The organism is Frigoribacterium sp. PhB24 (assembly GCF_003755185.1).
Lineage (GTDB): Bacteria > Actinomycetota > Actinomycetes > Actinomycetales > Microbacteriaceae > Frigoribacterium.
This window is the reverse complement of sequence record NZ_RKIC01000015.1, coordinates 133,574-149,093: the sequence shown is the minus strand read 5'-3', so window position 1 is coordinate 149,093 and position 15,520 is coordinate 133,574. Positions and strand designations below refer to the sequence as shown.

Here is a 15,520-nt window from a genome sequence, read left to right as displayed (position 1 = left end):
CGCGACGACTGGACGGAGCCCTGCTCACATGGAACTCGGCGAGCTGCTGATCATCTTGACCGGGTCGCTCGTCGTGACCGCCTTCGCCCGGTGGCGGGGGCTGCCCGCCCCGCTGTTGACGGTGGGCATCGCCCTGCTCGTCTCGTTGATCCCCGGCGTTCCCGACATCGAGATCGACTCCGAGGTCATCCTGACCGTCGTCCTGCCCCCACTGCTCTACTCGGCGGCGCTCGACGTCTCCCTGCTGAACTTCCGCGAGAGCCGCGTCCAGATCGCGCGTCTGGGCGTGGGGGCCGTGGTCGTCACGGCCTTCGCCGTCGGGGGCGTCGCCTACGTGATGATCCCCGACATGACCCTCCCGGCCGCACTCCTCGTCGGGGCGGTGGTCGCGCCTCCTGACGCCGTGTCGGCGGCCGCCATCGGCCGCAAGCTCGGACTGCCGCGCAAGGTGATGACCGTGCTGTCGGGCGAGAGCCTGATCAACGACGCCGCGTCGCTCACCCTCGTCAAGGTGTTCCTGGCGATCGTGGGAGGCGCGAGCCTGACGCTGTGGGACGACCTCGGCATCTTCGGCCTCGCGATCGGCGTGGGCGTGGCGGTGGGTCTGGCCCTCGGCTTCGTCGCCCACCGGGTGCGCATGCGCATCGACGACCCCGTGGTCGAGAACGTCATCGGGCTGCTGTTGCCGTTCATCGCCTACATCGCCGCCGAGGAGTTGAGCGGCTCGGGCGTGCTCGCGGTCGTGGCCGCCGGGCTCTACGTCGGGTTCAACTCACCGCGCACGGGCTACGCGACCCGCCTGCAGGAACGCCCGTTCTGGTCGGCGGCCGACGTGGTGCTCGAGGGCTTCGTCTTCGCACTGATCGGCCTGCAGCTGCGGGCCGTCGTCCTCGACGTCAGCGAGAGCGAGCGCGGCCTCGGCCAGAGCGTCGGCGTCGCCCTCGCCGTCCTGGCCGTGGTCGTGCTCGTGCGACCGGTCTTCGTGTTCGGCACGTACTACGCGGCCCGGGCCGGCCGGTACCTCTTCCTCTCGACGGTGCTGAGGAAGCTCCGGCGCGTGCCCGCCCTCCGCCGACTCCGGCGAGCGCCGGCGCTGCGGACGGTGCGCTACCACCCGCAGCCCCGCATGGACTGGCGACAGCTGAGCGTCATCTCGTGGACCGGCATGCGGGGCGTGGTCACCCTCGCGGCCGCAGTGTCGATCCCGGCGATCACCGAGTCGAGCATCCCCGTGCCGGCGCGCGACACCATGTTCCTCATCGCGTTCATCGTCACGGTCGGCACCCTGCTGCTGCAGGGGCTGACGCTGCCCTTCGTCATCAGGGTGCTCGGCGTCCGCGACGACACCCAGCGCGACCGCGACCTCGCCGCCGAGCTGGCGATCTTCGCGACGAGCACGGACGAGACCATGGCCCACGTCGCCGAGCGTCGCGCCGACTGGGAGAAGCGCTGGGGGCCCGAGCTCACCGAGCGCGCCGTCCAGCTCTCGACGACGCGGCTGCTGCGGCAGAACGAGGCGCTGCAGCGCACGGCCCTCGACGACGCCGACGAACGGGACGCCTCGGGGGCGACCGCCGCCCAGCGCGCGCGCCGTCGTGCCGCGCCCCAGGCACTCGGCTCAATCCGGCGCGAACTGCTCGCCAAGCGACGCGAGGTGGTGCTGCGCGAGCGGGATGCCGGCGCCCTCGACGAAGAGGTCATGAGGCGCGTTCTGCTCGGGTTGGACGCCGAGGAGCTCGCCATGGACACCTCGGCCTTCACGAGCACCAGGTCGTGAGGCCGCCTCGGCGTATCGTGACCCGCACCGGTGGCGGGACGGTGACAGGGTGAGACGACGCAGAGCAGGAGGGCACGGGACGGTGGCGACCACGACGAACCAGGCGACGACCGGTGGCGTGGGCGGACCCCCGAAGCCCGAGCTCGGTCGCTACCGCCGGTGGTACTCGACGCTCCACCCGTCCTTGCAGTTGATCGGTCTGCAGCTCTGGTTGCCGCTCTTCTTCATCGTCGGCTTCTGCCTGTGCTACATCGCGGCCTTCCACGCGCCCCACCCGCACGACGTCCCCGTCGCGGTCGTCGGATCGTCGTCGGTCGCCGCCGACCTGCAGACGGGCCTCGACGATGCCCGCCCCGGTGTGATCGACGTCCGCGCGTACGGCTCGGCCGACGAGGCCGAGCAGGCGGTGCTCGCCGGTCACGTCGCCGTGGCCTACGACCCCGCCGACACCACGATCTACACGGCGAGCGCCCACCAGTACCAGGTCGCCGCGCTGATCCCCGCGACGATCACGCCGGTGCTCGAGGCAGGGGGCGTCACGCCCACCGTCACCGACCTGGCGCCACTGCCGGCGAACGACGAGTACGGCACCGTGTCGATGTACCTGATGCTCTCGTGGTGCATCGGCGGCTACATGGTCGCCATGTTCATCGGGCTGATGGGCGCCCCGCTCCGTCACCGCACCCGGATGACCGTCATCGGCGTCGGGGGCGGCGTCATCTCGCTCGTGACGAACGTGCTCGCCGGGCCGGTGATCGGGGCCGTCGACGGGCACTTCGTGCCGCTCTTCTTCATCGCCTGGGCCTGGATCATCGCCATCGGCCTCGCCGTCAACGGCATCAGCTACTTCGTGGGGCGGTTTGTCGCCTTGCCGGCCATGATCGTCTTCGTCTTCTTGTCGATGCCGTCGTCCGGTGCCGCGTACCCCGCGTGGTTCATGCCCCAGCCGTTCGCCTGGCTCAACGCCGTCGTGGTCGGCAGCGGCATCACCGAGATGCTCAAGCGCGTGCTCTACGGCGTGGGCCCCGGGTACGGCCGCGGGGTCACGATGATGCTCTGCTACGCCGCGCTCGGCGTCGTCCTGATGGTCGTGGGCAAGCGGTGGTGGGAAAACCGTCGCATCGCCCGCATCGTGTCGGGCCGCACCACGATGTTCGCCGACGCCCAGAACGCGAACCGTGAGTTCCTCACGGCCGAGCGCGACGAGGTGCTCGCCCGGCACGGCCTGGTGGCGACCGACACGGGCACGATCAACACGATCCCGGCGGGCGAGCGCGATGACCTCGGCGATCCCGGGGAACGCGGCGACATGTTCCTCGGCGCACCGGGTGGGCTCGAGAACGACGAGCTGTCGACGCGACCCGTCCGCGTCGTGTCGACCGATCGGGTCGAGGCGGCGCGTCCCGGTCACGACCACGGCACGACGGGCTGAGGCGGCACCCTCGACCCTCGTGACCGCCTCTCGGTCACGCTGGCACCGCAGTGCGGTCCCGACGTCGCCGAACGCTTCGTGGGTACGCCTGGATCGCGGTCGTCGGCGCCGCGCTCACGGGCGTCGTCGACTTCTTCGTGCGCGCGGGCCTGTCCCGGACCAGGGCACGGCGCGGAGGCCGACTCCGGGCCGTGCGCCGTCGGGGGCTGCGCGACGAGAGGCAGGACTCCTGGGCGAGGGACCGCTCAGACGAGTCGGGTCTCGGCGGCCGAGGCACGCCGTTCGGCCAGCTCGACGGCCGCGAGGCGCTCGACGCGGTGCCACCGTGCGGCCGTCGCGGCCATCCCCGCGACGAGCGCGACGATCCCCAGGCTCGACAGGGCGAGCAGGGTGCCCCCGAAGGCCGCACCCATGACCACCGCGACGAGGCCGAGGGCCCAGGCGACGGCCGGAAGCCAGATGGGCATCGAGCGGGCCCGGACGGCCTGGGGGGCGCCGTCCAGCGCCCGGAACGGGGTCGTCGTGAGGCCGTCGTAGCTGGTCATGTCGCTCCCCGTGAAGTTCCGTCGGACGGCGGGGGTGTCCCCCGGAAACCATCTCGAAATCGACGATAGGGGGAACGCTCGTCGGCCGCGCCCCCCTCTGCGAGGGGCACCCGTCGGGACACGAAGCCCCTAGGGGCCGGCGTGTCCTTCGGGGAGCGACCCCTCGGAGGCGACCGTCGCGAGGTCCGCCGCGAACACGAACGTCCGGGCGACTCGTCCCCCGGCGAGCACTCCGGGCAGCCAGCGCGACGCGTCGTCCCACATCTCGTCGAGGGGCAGGTCGTCCAGACCGAACCACCGCGGCGCCAGCTCGTCGCTCTCGACCGGCTCGCCCTGCCACCGGGTGCCCACGAACACCGTCGACCGCTGGCTCCAGCTCTCACGGTGCGGGAACAGGTAGAGCAGATCGCCCCGTCGGTCGAGATCGGAGGCGGCCACCTCGACCCCGCTCTCCTCCGCGACCTCGCGGACCGCCGCCTCCTCGACGCGTTCTCCCGGCTCGAGCTTGCCGCCGAGCCCGACCCAGCGGCCCGTGCCGAGTCCACGCTTCTTGCGGCCCAACAGCACCTCGAGACGCCCTTCGTGCTCTCGCAACAAGTAGGTGACGCAGACGCGGTAGACCGGCATGCCGGAAGGCTATCGGCTGCCGTCCCGCCCCACGGCGGACGGCAGGAGGCGCGGGGCGCGTCCCCGGGAACGGCTCGGCGGCTCGCGCGTAGGCTCGTCGGCATGTCCGACGCACGATCGAGCGGGAGGCGACGCCCCGGGCCCGAGTTCCGCGGCGCCGGTCGCAGCCTCGAGGTGCTGCGCGCCGAGGCACACGACGAGCTCGCCGCCCTCATCGAACTGCGCTGCCGCAACGGCGAGGACCCCTGGGACGTCATTCCCGGGCTGCCCACCGTCGACGAGCAGGTCGTCATCTCGTTGCGGGCCGACGCCCTGGGCTCCGACGGCGTGCCGACCGCCACGGGGCTCGGGCTCGCCGACGAGCTCGGCTACCTGCGCACCATCGCGCTCTGGCACCCCGAGTTGTCGCGGGCCGTCTGGTCGCTCATGGGGCGGCTGGACGACGCCTCGCACTGACCGCCGCACCCGCGACCCGGTTGTCGGTGGTGCGCCGTAGCGTGACCCCATGAGCTGGTGGGACGTCGTGACGGTGACCGTGGGTGCCTTCGTGGGTGCCGGGGCGGCGTTCGCGTCGAACCTGCTCGTGCGGCTGATCGAGTCGCGTCGTCGCGAGGCGTCGGCCCTCAACGAGCTCATCACCGAGATCCACTTCCGGCGCGTGCTGCGACGCGTGGCCCCGCGGCTCAGCCCCAACCCACGAGCCCTCGACCCGGTCTACGAGCAGGCGCGCCATTCGATCTCGGCCCTGCGGGGCGAGATCCGACGGGCGCGGCGAGCGCTCCGCCCGCGTTCGTCGGCCCTGCCCGTGCTCAACGAGATGACCCTCGCCTGCAACACCTTCCTCGACGACAGCGACGACGCGCCCGAGCGCTACCGGCTGCACCTCATGCAGCTGCACGCGCGCCTGAACGCCTCGGTGCGCCGGCTGCGTTCCGACCGCCGCTCCATCTCCGACCTCGAACCCGGCGAGGCGCACCTCGGAGCCACCGTGCAGGGGCTCACGGCACCGACCACGGCCTTGCCGGTCGACGACTGACCGTCGGCTTGATGGGTGAGCCGCGGCAGGGCCGGCCGACGACCGACGGGCCGGCCGGGCGACGCCGAGGAGGCGCGGGTAGCGTCCCCGACATGAGCGACCGCGACGAGACCACGACTCCCGACACCACGGCACCCCGCGACGGCGCGTCGGCCGCGCCCGACCCCGCCGGGCACGACGTCGACGCGACGTACACCGTCCGCGGCACGCACTCCGAGTCGGCCGCCGAGAAGGCCGGCACGCCTGAGCAGGCCGTGGACGAGGCGCGCGAGGGCGAGGCGCCCGACCCGGCCGACGTGCACGTCGCCTCGGACGAGTACCCCGAGGTGCCGGCCTTCGGCGGCATCACGGCGAGCGATCGCTCGATCTGAGCCGCCGTTAGGCTCGGGTGATGGCCTCCGTTCCCGCTCCCCGCGCCCCCCAGAAGCCCGTCACCCGCTCGCACCACGGTCACGACTTCGTCGACGACTACGAGTGGCTCCGTGCGAAGGACGACCCCGAGGTCGTCGCGCACCTCGAGGCCGAGAACGCGCACACCGAGGCCGAGACGGCCCACCTCGCCGATCTGCGACGGACCGTCTTCGACGAGATCAAGGGTCGGGTGCAAGAGACCGACCTCGGGGTCCCCGTCCGTGAGGGCTCGTGGTGGTACTACTCGCGGACGGCCGAGGGGCAGCAGTACGGCATCCACTGCCGTGCGCCGATCTCGGGGCCCGACGACTGGACGCCCCCGTCGATCGAAGCCGGCACGGCCGCTGACGGCGAGCAGGTCCTGCTCGACGGCAACGTCGAGGCCGAGGGACACGACTTCTTCTCGATCGGCAGCTTCGACGTCTCACCCGACGGCTCGCTGCTCGCCTACGCGGTCGACGTCGAGGGCGACGAGCGCTACACCCTGCGCATCCGCGACCTGACGACCGGCCGCGACCTCGACGACGTGGTCACCGGCACGGCCGCCGGAGCCCTGTTCGACGCCACCGGCCGCTTCGTCTTCTACCCCACCGTCGACGAGTCCTGGCGGCCCGACACCATCTGGCGTCACGAGGTCGGGCAGCCCGGCGACGACGTCACCGTGTTCACCGAGACCGACGACCGCTACTGGATCGGCGTCGGGCTCACCCGCAGCCGTCAGTACCTCGTCGTCGACGTCGGCTCGAAGATCACGAGTGAGACGTGGCTGCTCGACGCGGCCGACCCGACCGGCGAGTTCCGCGTCGTCTGGCCGCGCCGCGAGGGCGTCGAGTACGACGTCGAGCACGCGATCGTCGCCGGCAGCGATCGCCTCCTGATCGTCCACAACGACGGTGCCGAGAACTTCGAGCTGGTCGACGTTCCCGCCGACGACCCCACCTCGAGGACCGACCGCCGCGTGATCGTCGAGCACCGCGCCTCCGTCCGGCTCGAATCGGTCGACGCGTTCGCCGGCCACCTCGTGGTCGAGTACCGCCGCGACGCCCTGCCGCGGTTCGCCGTCGTACCGCTCGGCCCCGACGGCTACGGCGAGGTCGCCGAGGTCGGGTTCGACGAGCCGCTGTTCGCCGCCGGCGTGGGCGGCAACCCCGAGTTCGAGCAGCCGACCGTCCGTTTCGGCTACACCTCGTTCGTCACGCCGTCGACGGTCTACGACCTCGACGTGCGCACGGGCGAGCGTCACCTGCTGAAACGCCAGAACGTGCTCGGCGGCTACGACCCGGCGGACTACGACCAGGCCCGGGAGTGGGCGACGGCGACCGACGGCACGCGCGTGCCCGTCTCGCTCGTCTGGCGTCGGGACGCCGTCCCCGCCGACGGACCGTCGCCGCTGCACCTCTACGGCTACGGCTCGTACGAGCACAGCATCGACCCGGGCTTCAGCGTGGCCCGGCTGTCGCTGCTCGACCGCGGTGTCGTGTTCGCCGTCGCTCACGTCCGCGGCGGGGGCGAGCTGGGCCGATCGTGGTACGAGCACGGCAAGACGCTGACGAAGAAGAACACCTTCACCGACTTCGTCGCGGTCGCCGACCACCTGATCTCGGAGGGGCGGACGACGCCCGAGCTCATGGTGGCCGAGGGCGGCAGCGCGGGCGGGCTGCTGATGGGTGCCGTCGCGAACATAGCCCCCGACCGGTTCGCGGGCATCGTCGCGGCCGTCCCGTTCGTCGACGCCCTGACGAGCATCCTCGACCCCGACCTGCCGCTCACCGTGATCGAGTGGGACGAGTGGGGCGACCCGTTGCACGATGCCGAGGTCTACGAGTACATGCGCGGCTACAGCCCGTACGAGAACGTCCGGGACGACGTGACGTACCCGCGCATCCTCGCCGTGACCTCGATCAACGACACCCGCGTGCTCTACGTCGAGCCCGCCAAGTGGGTCGCGAGGCTGCGTGAGGTCGGCGCGCCGGTGCTGCTCAAGACCGAGATGTCGGCCGGGCACGGCGGCGTCAGCGGCCGGTACGAGTCCTGGCGCGAACGGGCGTTCGAGATCGCGTGGATCCTCGACGTGCTCGGGCGCGCCTGACCGTCGTGGAGCTCGTCGCCCTGCTGCGCGGCGTCAACGTCGGCACGGCCAAACGGGTGGCCATGGCCGACCTACGCCGCGTGGCCGCCGAGCTCGGCTTCGAGCGCCCCGAGACCCTGCTGAACAGCGGCAACCTGGTCTTCGGCGCGGCGTCGCCACCCGGCCCCGACACCGCGACGGGACTGCGGGCGGCCATCGCTCTGGCCACCGGTGTCGAGGCCGACCTGGTGCTGATCCCCGCCGAGCGGTTCGGCGTGCTGGCCGCGGCGAACCCGCTACGTCACGACGGGCGCGAGCCGAAGCTGTTGTCGGTGGCGTTCGCCGGGGTGCCCGGCGCGCTCGACGGGGTCGCGCCTCCGGACGTCGACCTGGGCGACGAAGAACTCGTGGTCACCCCCGACGCCGTGTACCAGTGGCTGCCCGCCGGGGTGCTCGCCTCTCGGGTGCCCGGCGCGTGGTGGCGCGGCCTGCCGACCCCGGTCACGGCCCGCAACGACGCCACCGTCCGCAAGCTCGAGGCGTTGCTCGCCCGCCGCCCGGCCTGACCTCGTCCCGCACCTCGGGCCTGTGCAGATCGCGACCACCAGGCGCCGACACGCCGCTCATGTCCCCAGAGGCACAGCGTGTCGAGCGGCGGATGTCGGGTCCGGCCCGCTGCCCGGCCCCGCGGTCAGAGTCGTCGGGCCGCGCGGCGGAAGCGGCGGAGGGCGTCGTCGGCCCGGGCGACCTCGAGGGTGGCCAACACGCCGTGACCGAACGTGTCCTCGCCCGCCCGGTGCGCGACCGCCGCGACCTCCCGCAGCGTGCGCACCGCGGCGAGGGCGTCCCGGTGCTCGCCGAGCGCCTCCTGCACGGCCCGGGCACGACGGGCACGGCCACGACCCGATCCGCTGCGGACCCGGTCGGCCTCGAGGGCGTACCTCAACCGTCGAGCCGCCTTCCGGGCGTCGTGCAGGGCGGCGAGGGCCTCCACGCCGCTCTCGTGGTCCGTCGCGTCCAGGGCCGCGAGCCCCGCTCGGACCACCCGCTTCGTGCGCTTCCGCTCGGCCTGCAGCCTCGCGGCCGAGAGCTCGACCGCCGGGTCCGCCGCGTGGTCCCCCGTCGCCGGAGCCGCCACGAGCGCGTCCACCGCGTCCAGCAGATCGAACCAGGTGCCCGAGTCGAGCAGGCGTCGCACGTCGCCGACGGCCTCGCCGAGGCGTTCGCCGAGCCCGACCTCGAGCCGTCCCGTGGCCTGGACGGTCACGAACCCCGTCGGAGCCGAGGAGGCGCGGGTCGCCACCCGCCCCCGGGCCACCTCGACGTCGCGCGCGGCCCCCGACACGTGGCCGACGTGGACCGCACCCGCCACGACGGTCGCGGCCAGCCCGGGGTCGAGGACGTCGTCCCACACCGTCAGGAGGGCGCGCAGCCGCCGCGTCGTCGTCCGGAGCCGGCGCACCGCGTCCGGCTCGTCGTCCCGCACGGCGGCGTCGATCGCGAGCAGCTCGTCGCGCAGGCCCGCCGCGGCGGAGGCGACGAAGGCCGCCGCCGAGTTCTTCTTCGGGGCCCTGGCGGACGAGGACGTCGACGGGTCGACCCCGCCCGTGCCGCCGCCCGACGGGGATCGGCCGCCCGCCGGCTCCGAGCCCAGCCCACGGGCAAGCTTCGACTTCGACGACGACACCGACGCCCCGGCGGCCTCGAGCCGCTCGGCGACCGCGTCGAGCAGTCGCTCACCCTCGGCGCCGTCGACTCCCGACGCCAGTTCGACCTCCCACTCGCGCCAGGTGCGCAGCACGGCGGTGTCGGGGTTCGAGGCCCGCACGACGTCGTCGGCCAGCTCGGCCACGTCGCGACCCGAGCCGTCGAGCAGCCGGGTCGTCGTGCGCGTCGTCTCGAGACGGAGGACGGGATGGAGGGGCCGGCCACGCAGCCGCGCCTCGACGAGGCGTCGGAGGGCGTCCGGCACCGGCTCGTCGGGGTCGCCGAGCGGCCAGTGCACCTCGCGGCGACCGGACGTGCCGGCCGACGGCGGCAGCTTGAGGTGCCAACCGGCGTCGCCACCTCCCTCGCGCCTCCTGAGGGTCGTCCGGGCCCCGAGCAGGGTGTGGTCGACGGTGTCCCAGTAGGTCGCGGCGAGCTCGACGGGGTCGTCGTGCTCGGCACCGCCGACGACGAGCGCGTCGGGTTCGCCGTCGCCACCGGCTCCGACCAGGTCGGGCACGCCGGCGCTCTCGTGGACGTCGTACTTGCGCTCGATCTCGGTCTGTTCGGTGCGGCGGGGGGATGCGGAGCTCATGCCCTCCGTTCTAGTCGAGGGGGCTGGCCGGCCGCCTGCCGGGCCTCGCAGGTCGGCCCGGCGTAGGGTCGTCGCATGAGCGACGTGGCCCCGAGTCTTGCCGGATGGATGGCGCGTCAGCGCTGGTACGCGACGAAGGGCCGCACGCCCGCCCTGCGGGTGATCGGGTCGTTCGAGGCCGAGGTGGACGACGCCCTCGCCATGACGCTGCTGATCATCGACGAGGCCGCGGACGTCCCCGTCCTGTACCAGGTGCCGCTCGTCAGTCGTGCGACTCCCCTGCCCGGTGGCGACGCGGCCTTCATCGGCTCGGCCGACGGCCGCTACCTCTACGACGGACCGCACGACCCGGCCTACGCCCGTGAGCTGCTGCGCTCGATGTCCGCCGAGGCGCACGTCGTCGGTGCGGACGTCACCGTGGACGGCACGCGCATCGTCGACCCCGGGCAGGTGCGCCGGTCGCGCGTCCTCTCGGGCGAGCAGTCGAACACGTCGATCGTCTACGACGTCGAGGGCGGTCCGGTCGACCAGGTCATCGCGAAGGTCTTCCGCGTGCTGCACCACGGCGACAACCCCGACGTCACCACCCAGGCCGCCCTCACCCGGGGCGGATCGACGCACGTCCCCTCGTCGTTCGGCTCGTTGCGGGCCACCTGGCCCGACGTGGGGCGCGACGGCGGCACCGCCACCGGCCACCTCGCCTTCTCGCAGGAGTTCCTGCCGGGTCTCGAGGACGCCTGGCGCGTGGCGCTGACCGCCGCGGCCGACGGCACCGACTTCACCGCCGAGGCGCACGCGCTCGGCGTGGCGGTGGCCGAGGTCCACGCGACCCTCGCCGCCGACCTCGGCACGGTCCCCGCCGGTGGTGACGAGATCGCCGGGGCCCTGACGAGCATGCGTCGCCGCATCACGACCGCGGCGCGCGAGGTGCCGCAGATCGCCGAGCACGCCGACGCCATCGGAGCGGTCTACGACGCCGCCGAGCACCTGCACTGGCCCGACCTGCAGCGCATCCACGGCGATCTGCACCTCGGACAGGCCCTGCTGTCGCCCGAGCGCGGCTGGATGCTGATCGACTTCGAGGGCGAGCCCCTCCGCCCCATGCCCGAACGCTCGCGACCCGACCTGCCGATCCGTGACATCGCCGGCATGCTGAGGTCGTTCGACTACGTGGCAGGGTCCCTCGCCCAGGAGGCCGTCCCGGTCGACGCGAAGGCCTGGGCGCACGACGCGCGCCGGGCGTTCGTCGACGGCTACGTGGCCTCGTCCGGTGTCGACGTGCGGGCCGCCCGTGCCCTCCTCGATGCGTTCGAGATCGACAAGGCCGTGTACGAGGCGATCTACGAGAGCCGCAACCGGCCCGACTGGATCGACATCCCGCTCGCGGCGGTGGCCCGTCTCGCGGCGCGGAGCGCCCCCGCCGCCGGCTGAGCCGGGCGGGTCGGGTCGCCGGGCGTCCCGGCGGTCCGGCACCGCGCCTCCTGAGTTCTCGTCGACGAGGGCGAGGTGCAGGAGGCGCGGCCGCCGCCTCAGGGTCGGGGGACGTTTCGCAGGTTCGACCGCGCCATGGCCACGGCCTCGCCGGCCCCGCCGTTCATGACGATCTTCGACATGGCCAGCGAGAAGGCCTTGACCTGCGCGCCCGTGATCGTCGGCGGCAGCGACAGCGCCTTGGGATCGGTCGCGATGTCGACGAGCGCGGGGCCGTCGTGCTCGAAGGCCGCCTCGTACGCGGCCCGGAGGTCGCGGGGATCGTCGACGTGGACGGCGTGGATGCCGATCGCCCGCGCGACGGCCGCGTAGTCCGTGTAGGGCACGTCGACGCCGAAGTCGGGGAATCCGTCGACCAGCATCTCGAGCTTCACGAGACCGAGCGTCGAGTTGTTGAACACCACGATCTTGACGGGCAGCTGGTACATCTGCGCCGTGACGAGCTCACCCATCAGCATCGACAGCCCGCCGTCGCCCGAGATCGAGACGACCTGGCGGTCGGGGTACGCCATCTGCGCGCCGAGCGCGTGCGGCAGGGCGTTGGCCATCGAGCCGTGCAGGTACGAGCCGAAGATGCGGCGGCGAGGGGTCGGCGTGACGTACCGGGCGGCCCAGACGTTGCCCATGCCCGTGTCGGCGGTGAAGATCGCGTTGTCGGCGGCGACCTCGTCGAGCAACGAGGCCGCGTACTCGGGGTGGATCGGCCGCATCTTCTCGACGTTCTTCGTGTAGGCCCCGACGGCCCCGGTCATCAGCTTCTCGTGCTTCTTGAGCGTCTTCTCGAGGAACTTCCGGTTCTCCTTACGGGTCACCAGCGGCATGAGCGCCCGGAGGGTCGGGGCGATCGCGCCGTGCACGGGCACCTGCACGTCGGCGCGACGACCGATGACGGCGGCGTCGACGTCCACCTGCGCGATGGTCACCTTCGAGGCGTCCGGCAGGAACTGCGGATACGGGAAGTCGGTGCCGAGCAGCACGAGCAGGTCGGCGTCGTGGATGCCGGCGTGGGCGGCCCCGTAGCCCAGCAGGCCGGTCATGCCGACGTCGAACGGGTTGTCGTACTGGATGACGTCCTTGCCGCGCAGGCTGTGCCCGATCGGGGCGCCCACGACGTCGGCCAGCGCGATGATCTCGTCGTGCGAACCGCGGCCGCCCTCACCGACGAAGAACGCCACGGTGTCGGCCCGGTCGATCGCGTCGGCCAGGGCCTGAACGTCGTGCCGGTCGGGCACGAGCTCGGGCGGGCGGACGCTGACGTAGGCAGGCACCTTGCCGCCCGCCTCGAGCTCGGCGACGTCGCCCGGCAGAGTGATGACGCTGACGCCCTCGCCCGCCAGGGTGTGCCGGATCGCGCTCGCGACCACCGTCGGCGACTGCTCGGCCGTCGAGATCATCTCGGTGTACCCCGAGCACTCGACGAAGAGGCGGTCGGGGTGCGTCTCCTGGAAGTAGTCCGAACCGATCATCGTGCTCGGGATGTGGCTCGCGATGGCCAGGACCTTGGCGCGGCTGCGGTGGGCGTCGTACAAGCCGTTGATCAGGTGCAGGTTGCCCGGCCCGCACGACCCGGCGCAGACGGCGAGTTCGCCACTCATCTGGGCGTCGCCCGAGGCCATGAACGCCGCGGCCTCCTCGTTGCGGACGTGGATCCAGTCGATCCCGCCCTTCGCCGAACCACCGGTGCGACGCACGGCGTCGACGATGGGGTTGAGGCTGTCCCCGACGATGCCGTAGATGCGGCGGACCCCGGCGGTGACGAGCTGGGCGATGATCTGGTCGGCGACCGTGTCTGCCATGGTGTTCCCTTCGTGGAGCGTGCTGGTACGCCTCCCAGCCAACTCCCCCGGCGCTCACCGACGACCGGGCTTAGCCTGGGATGATGAGCGACATCGCGAGCACGTACGTCCCCGAGTCCGGCAGCATCACCATGTTCAGCACCTCGTGGTGCGGCTACTGCGCCCGACTCAAGCAGCAACTCGGCAAGCAGGGCATCGCCTTCACCGAGGTCAACATCGAAGAGGTGCCCGGCACGGCCGAGATCGTCGAGAAGGCCAACGGCGGCAACCAGACCGTGCCGACGATCGTCTACCCCGACGGCTCGACGGCGACGAACCCGTCGCTCGCCGACGTGCAGGCGAAGCTCGGGCTCTGACCGCCGTCGTGAGTTCCCTGGCCACGCCCGCCGGGGCGCCCCGGCCCCTGCGACTGCTCGTGCTGGGCGGGACCGCCTGGCTCGGTGGTGAGATCGCCTCGGCCGCCCTCGGTCGCGGCCACGAGGTCACCTGCCTCGCCCGTGGATCGTCCGGCACGGTCCCCGACGGCGCCGTCTTCGTCGGCTCCGACCGGAGCGCCTCCGGGGCCTACGACCCCGTGATCGCCGACGGGCGACGCTGGGACGCGGTCGTCGACCTGAGCCGTGACCCGTCGCACGTCCGCGAGGCCGTCGCGGTCCTCGAGCCGGCCAGCGCCTCCTTCGCCTTCGTGTCGAGCGTCAGCGTCTACGACGACACCGCCACGACCGGGGGCGACGAATCGGCCGCCCTCGTCGACGCCGACGAGTCGGACTACGGCGGGTCGAAGGTCGCCGGCGAACGTGCCGTCGTCGGGGCGTTCGGCGCCGACCGGTCGCTGATCGTGCGGGCCGGCCTGATCGGCGGCCCTGGCGACCACACGGGTCGAACGGGATGGTGGCCGCTCCGCTTCGCCGGGGGCGCCGGAGCCTCCGGGTCCGACCCGGTGCTCGTGCCCGACGTCCCCGGACTCGAGGTGCAGCCCGTCGACGTGCGCGACCTGGCGACCTGGATCGTGGTCTCGGTCGAACGAGGCCTCTCGGGGACGTACGACGCGGTCGGCGACCGGCAGTCCTTGACCGACCACCTCGCCGCGGCTCGGCGGGTCTCCGGCCACACGGGCGAGATCGTGCCCGTCGACGAGGCCTGGCTCGAGGCCCACGAGGTGAACCCCTGGGCCGGGCCCCGGTCGATGCCGCTCTGGGTGCCCGTCAGCACGCATGCCGGCTTCGGCTCGCGGTCAGGAGGCGCGGGCCGGGCCGCGGGCCTCGTGCCGCGCCCCGTGGACGAGACGCTGCGCGACGTCCTCGCCTGGGAGCTCTCGCGTCCCGGCCCGGTCGGCCCCCACGGCGCGGGGTTGACGTCCGCCGACGAACGCGACCTGCTCGTCGCCGCCCGCGACCGCCGCCGCTGACGCCGCACCGCACCGCATTTCGTGCAGCACACACCATCTAGTCGCGGCGCGGCGCACGAGACGCGGTGCGATCCCGGCAGGCGGCCCGGGTCAGCTCTGTGCGGGTGGGGCGAAGAACTCGATCTGGTTGCCGTCGGGGTCCTTGATCATCAGGGCGTGGCCGAAGTCGACGTCCTGCAGGTCGGACTCGATGCCGACCGACGTCGCGTGCTGTTGCCAGGCGACGATGCCGTCGCGGTCGCTGACGGCGAGGCCGATGTGGTCGAGCCCGGGGACGGTCGGGTCGAACGTCGCGGACGACCCGTCGGTGTAAGCCGTCACCCCGAGGATCTGGCCGTTGCCGACGGAGAAGATGCGACGGTCCAGTCCGTCGAGCTCGATGCGGCCGACCGGGCCGGCGCCCAGCAGCTTCTCGTAGAAGGCCAGGCTGGTGTCGAGGTCGGAGACGGTGATGGCGACGTGGGCGTAGCCGGACAGTTCGGGCATGGAGTGCTCCTTCGGTGGTCGGGTGTTCTCCCGCCACCGAACTCGCGTGTCCTGGGAGGGGCCTCTCGTCCCCCGCTCAGTCGTCCCCCGAATCCGTCCACAGGGCGGCCCGATTCGATGTCGGAGTCCTCCGGCGCCCGA

Annotated in this window: 15 protein-coding genes; 10 read left to right on the top strand and 5 right to left on the bottom strand. The window is 72.6% G+C overall.

Going from position 1 to position 15,520, the window contains the following annotated elements:
- The first annotated feature begins 28 nt into the window (after window positions 1-28).
- Together EDF50_RS14920 and EDF50_RS14915 are read left to right on the top strand one after the other, a co-directional pair.
- The gene (locus EDF50_RS14920; RefSeq protein WP_123520291.1) at window positions 29-1,777 is read left to right on the top strand and encodes a sodium:proton antiporter; all 1,749 of its coding nucleotides are present in this window, start codon (window positions 29-31) and stop codon (window positions 1,775-1,777) included.
- 82 nt (window positions 1,778-1,859) lie between these two features.
- Entirely contained in the window at window positions 1,860-3,209 is a 1,350-nt protein-coding gene (locus EDF50_RS14915) for an ABC transporter permease (RefSeq protein ID WP_123520290.1), read from the top strand.
- A 245-nt stretch (window positions 3,210-3,454) separates the two neighbouring features.
- Here the strand turns inward: EDF50_RS14915 and EDF50_RS14910 are convergent, their stop codons facing one another.
- Entirely contained in the window at window positions 3,455-3,754 is a 300-nt protein-coding gene (locus tag EDF50_RS14910) for a hypothetical protein (RefSeq protein ID WP_123520289.1), read from the bottom strand.
- A gap of 129 nt (window positions 3,755-3,883) precedes the next feature.
- Window positions 3,884-4,381: an 8-oxo-dGTP diphosphatase gene (locus EDF50_RS14905; protein ID WP_123520288.1), complete on the bottom strand. Its 498-nt coding sequence runs from the start codon at window positions 4,379-4,381 to the stop codon at window positions 3,884-3,886.
- 102 nt (window positions 4,382-4,483) lie between these two features.
- Between EDF50_RS14905 and EDF50_RS14900 the strand changes: the two genes are divergently transcribed.
- From EDF50_RS14900 to EDF50_RS14880, 5 genes are all read left to right on the top strand, one after another.
- On the top strand, window positions 4,484-4,837 hold the full coding sequence (locus tag EDF50_RS14900) for a hypothetical protein (protein WP_233570665.1): 354 nt from the start codon (window positions 4,484-4,486) through the stop codon (window positions 4,835-4,837).
- 49 nt (window positions 4,838-4,886) lie between these two features.
- Window positions 4,887-5,417, top strand: a complete 531-nt coding sequence (locus tag EDF50_RS14895; protein WP_043596432.1) for a hypothetical protein — start codon at window positions 4,887-4,889, stop codon at window positions 5,415-5,417.
- 92 nt (window positions 5,418-5,509) lie between these two features.
- Window positions 5,510-5,788 carry a hypothetical protein gene (locus EDF50_RS14890; protein WP_148076849.1) on the top strand — a complete coding sequence of 93 codons (279 nt, stop codon included), beginning with the start codon at window positions 5,510-5,512 and terminating at the stop codon, window positions 5,786-5,788.
- A gap of 20 nt (window positions 5,789-5,808) precedes the next feature.
- Window positions 5,809-7,917: a S9 family peptidase gene (locus tag EDF50_RS14885; protein ID WP_123520286.1), complete on the top strand. Its 2,109-nt coding sequence runs from the start codon at window positions 5,809-5,811 to the stop codon at window positions 7,915-7,917.
- Window positions 7,887-8,462, top strand: a complete 576-nt coding sequence (locus EDF50_RS14880; RefSeq protein WP_158612742.1) for a DUF1697 domain-containing protein — start codon at window positions 7,887-7,889, stop codon at window positions 8,460-8,462. The genes EDF50_RS14885 and EDF50_RS14880 overlap by 31 nt, the downstream gene beginning before the upstream one ends.
- Before the next feature lie 125 nt (window positions 8,463-8,587).
- On the opposite strand, the gene EDF50_RS14875 is transcribed toward EDF50_RS14880, so the two are convergent.
- Window positions 8,588-10,198 carry a CYTH and CHAD domain-containing protein gene (locus EDF50_RS14875; RefSeq protein WP_123520284.1) on the bottom strand — a complete coding sequence of 537 codons (1,611 nt, stop codon included), beginning with the start codon at window positions 10,196-10,198 and terminating at the stop codon, window positions 8,588-8,590.
- A 75-nt stretch (window positions 10,199-10,273) separates the two neighbouring features.
- Between EDF50_RS14875 and EDF50_RS14870 the strand changes: the two genes are divergently transcribed.
- Window positions 10,274-11,629 carry a phosphotransferase gene (locus EDF50_RS14870; RefSeq protein ID WP_123520283.1) on the top strand — a complete coding sequence of 452 codons (1,356 nt, stop codon included), beginning with the start codon at window positions 10,274-10,276 and terminating at the stop codon, window positions 11,627-11,629.
- A gap of 98 nt (window positions 11,630-11,727) precedes the next feature.
- Here EDF50_RS14870 and EDF50_RS14865 read toward each other — a convergent pair whose 3' ends face one another.
- Window positions 11,728-13,485: a pyruvate dehydrogenase gene (locus EDF50_RS14865; protein WP_123520282.1), complete on the bottom strand. Its 1,758-nt coding sequence runs from the start codon at window positions 13,483-13,485 to the stop codon at window positions 11,728-11,730.
- A gap of 83 nt (window positions 13,486-13,568) precedes the next feature.
- On the opposite strand from EDF50_RS14865, the gene EDF50_RS14860 reads away from it, so the two are divergent.
- Complete coding sequence (locus tag EDF50_RS14860) at window positions 13,569-13,841, top strand: mycoredoxin (protein WP_071257214.1); 273 nt, start codon at window positions 13,569-13,571, stop codon at window positions 13,839-13,841.
- An 8-nt stretch (window positions 13,842-13,849) separates the two neighbouring features.
- Window positions 13,850-14,893 carry an NAD-dependent epimerase/dehydratase family protein gene (locus EDF50_RS14855; protein WP_233570664.1) on the top strand — a complete coding sequence of 348 codons (1,044 nt, stop codon included), beginning with the start codon at window positions 13,850-13,852 and terminating at the stop codon, window positions 14,891-14,893.
- Between the two features lie 90 nt (window positions 14,894-14,983).
- On the opposite strand, the gene EDF50_RS14850 is transcribed toward EDF50_RS14855, so the two are convergent.
- Complete coding sequence (locus EDF50_RS14850) at window positions 14,984-15,379, bottom strand: VOC family protein (RefSeq protein ID WP_123520281.1); 396 nt, start codon at window positions 15,377-15,379, stop codon at window positions 14,984-14,986.
- Window positions 15,380-15,520 lie beyond the last annotated feature (141 nt).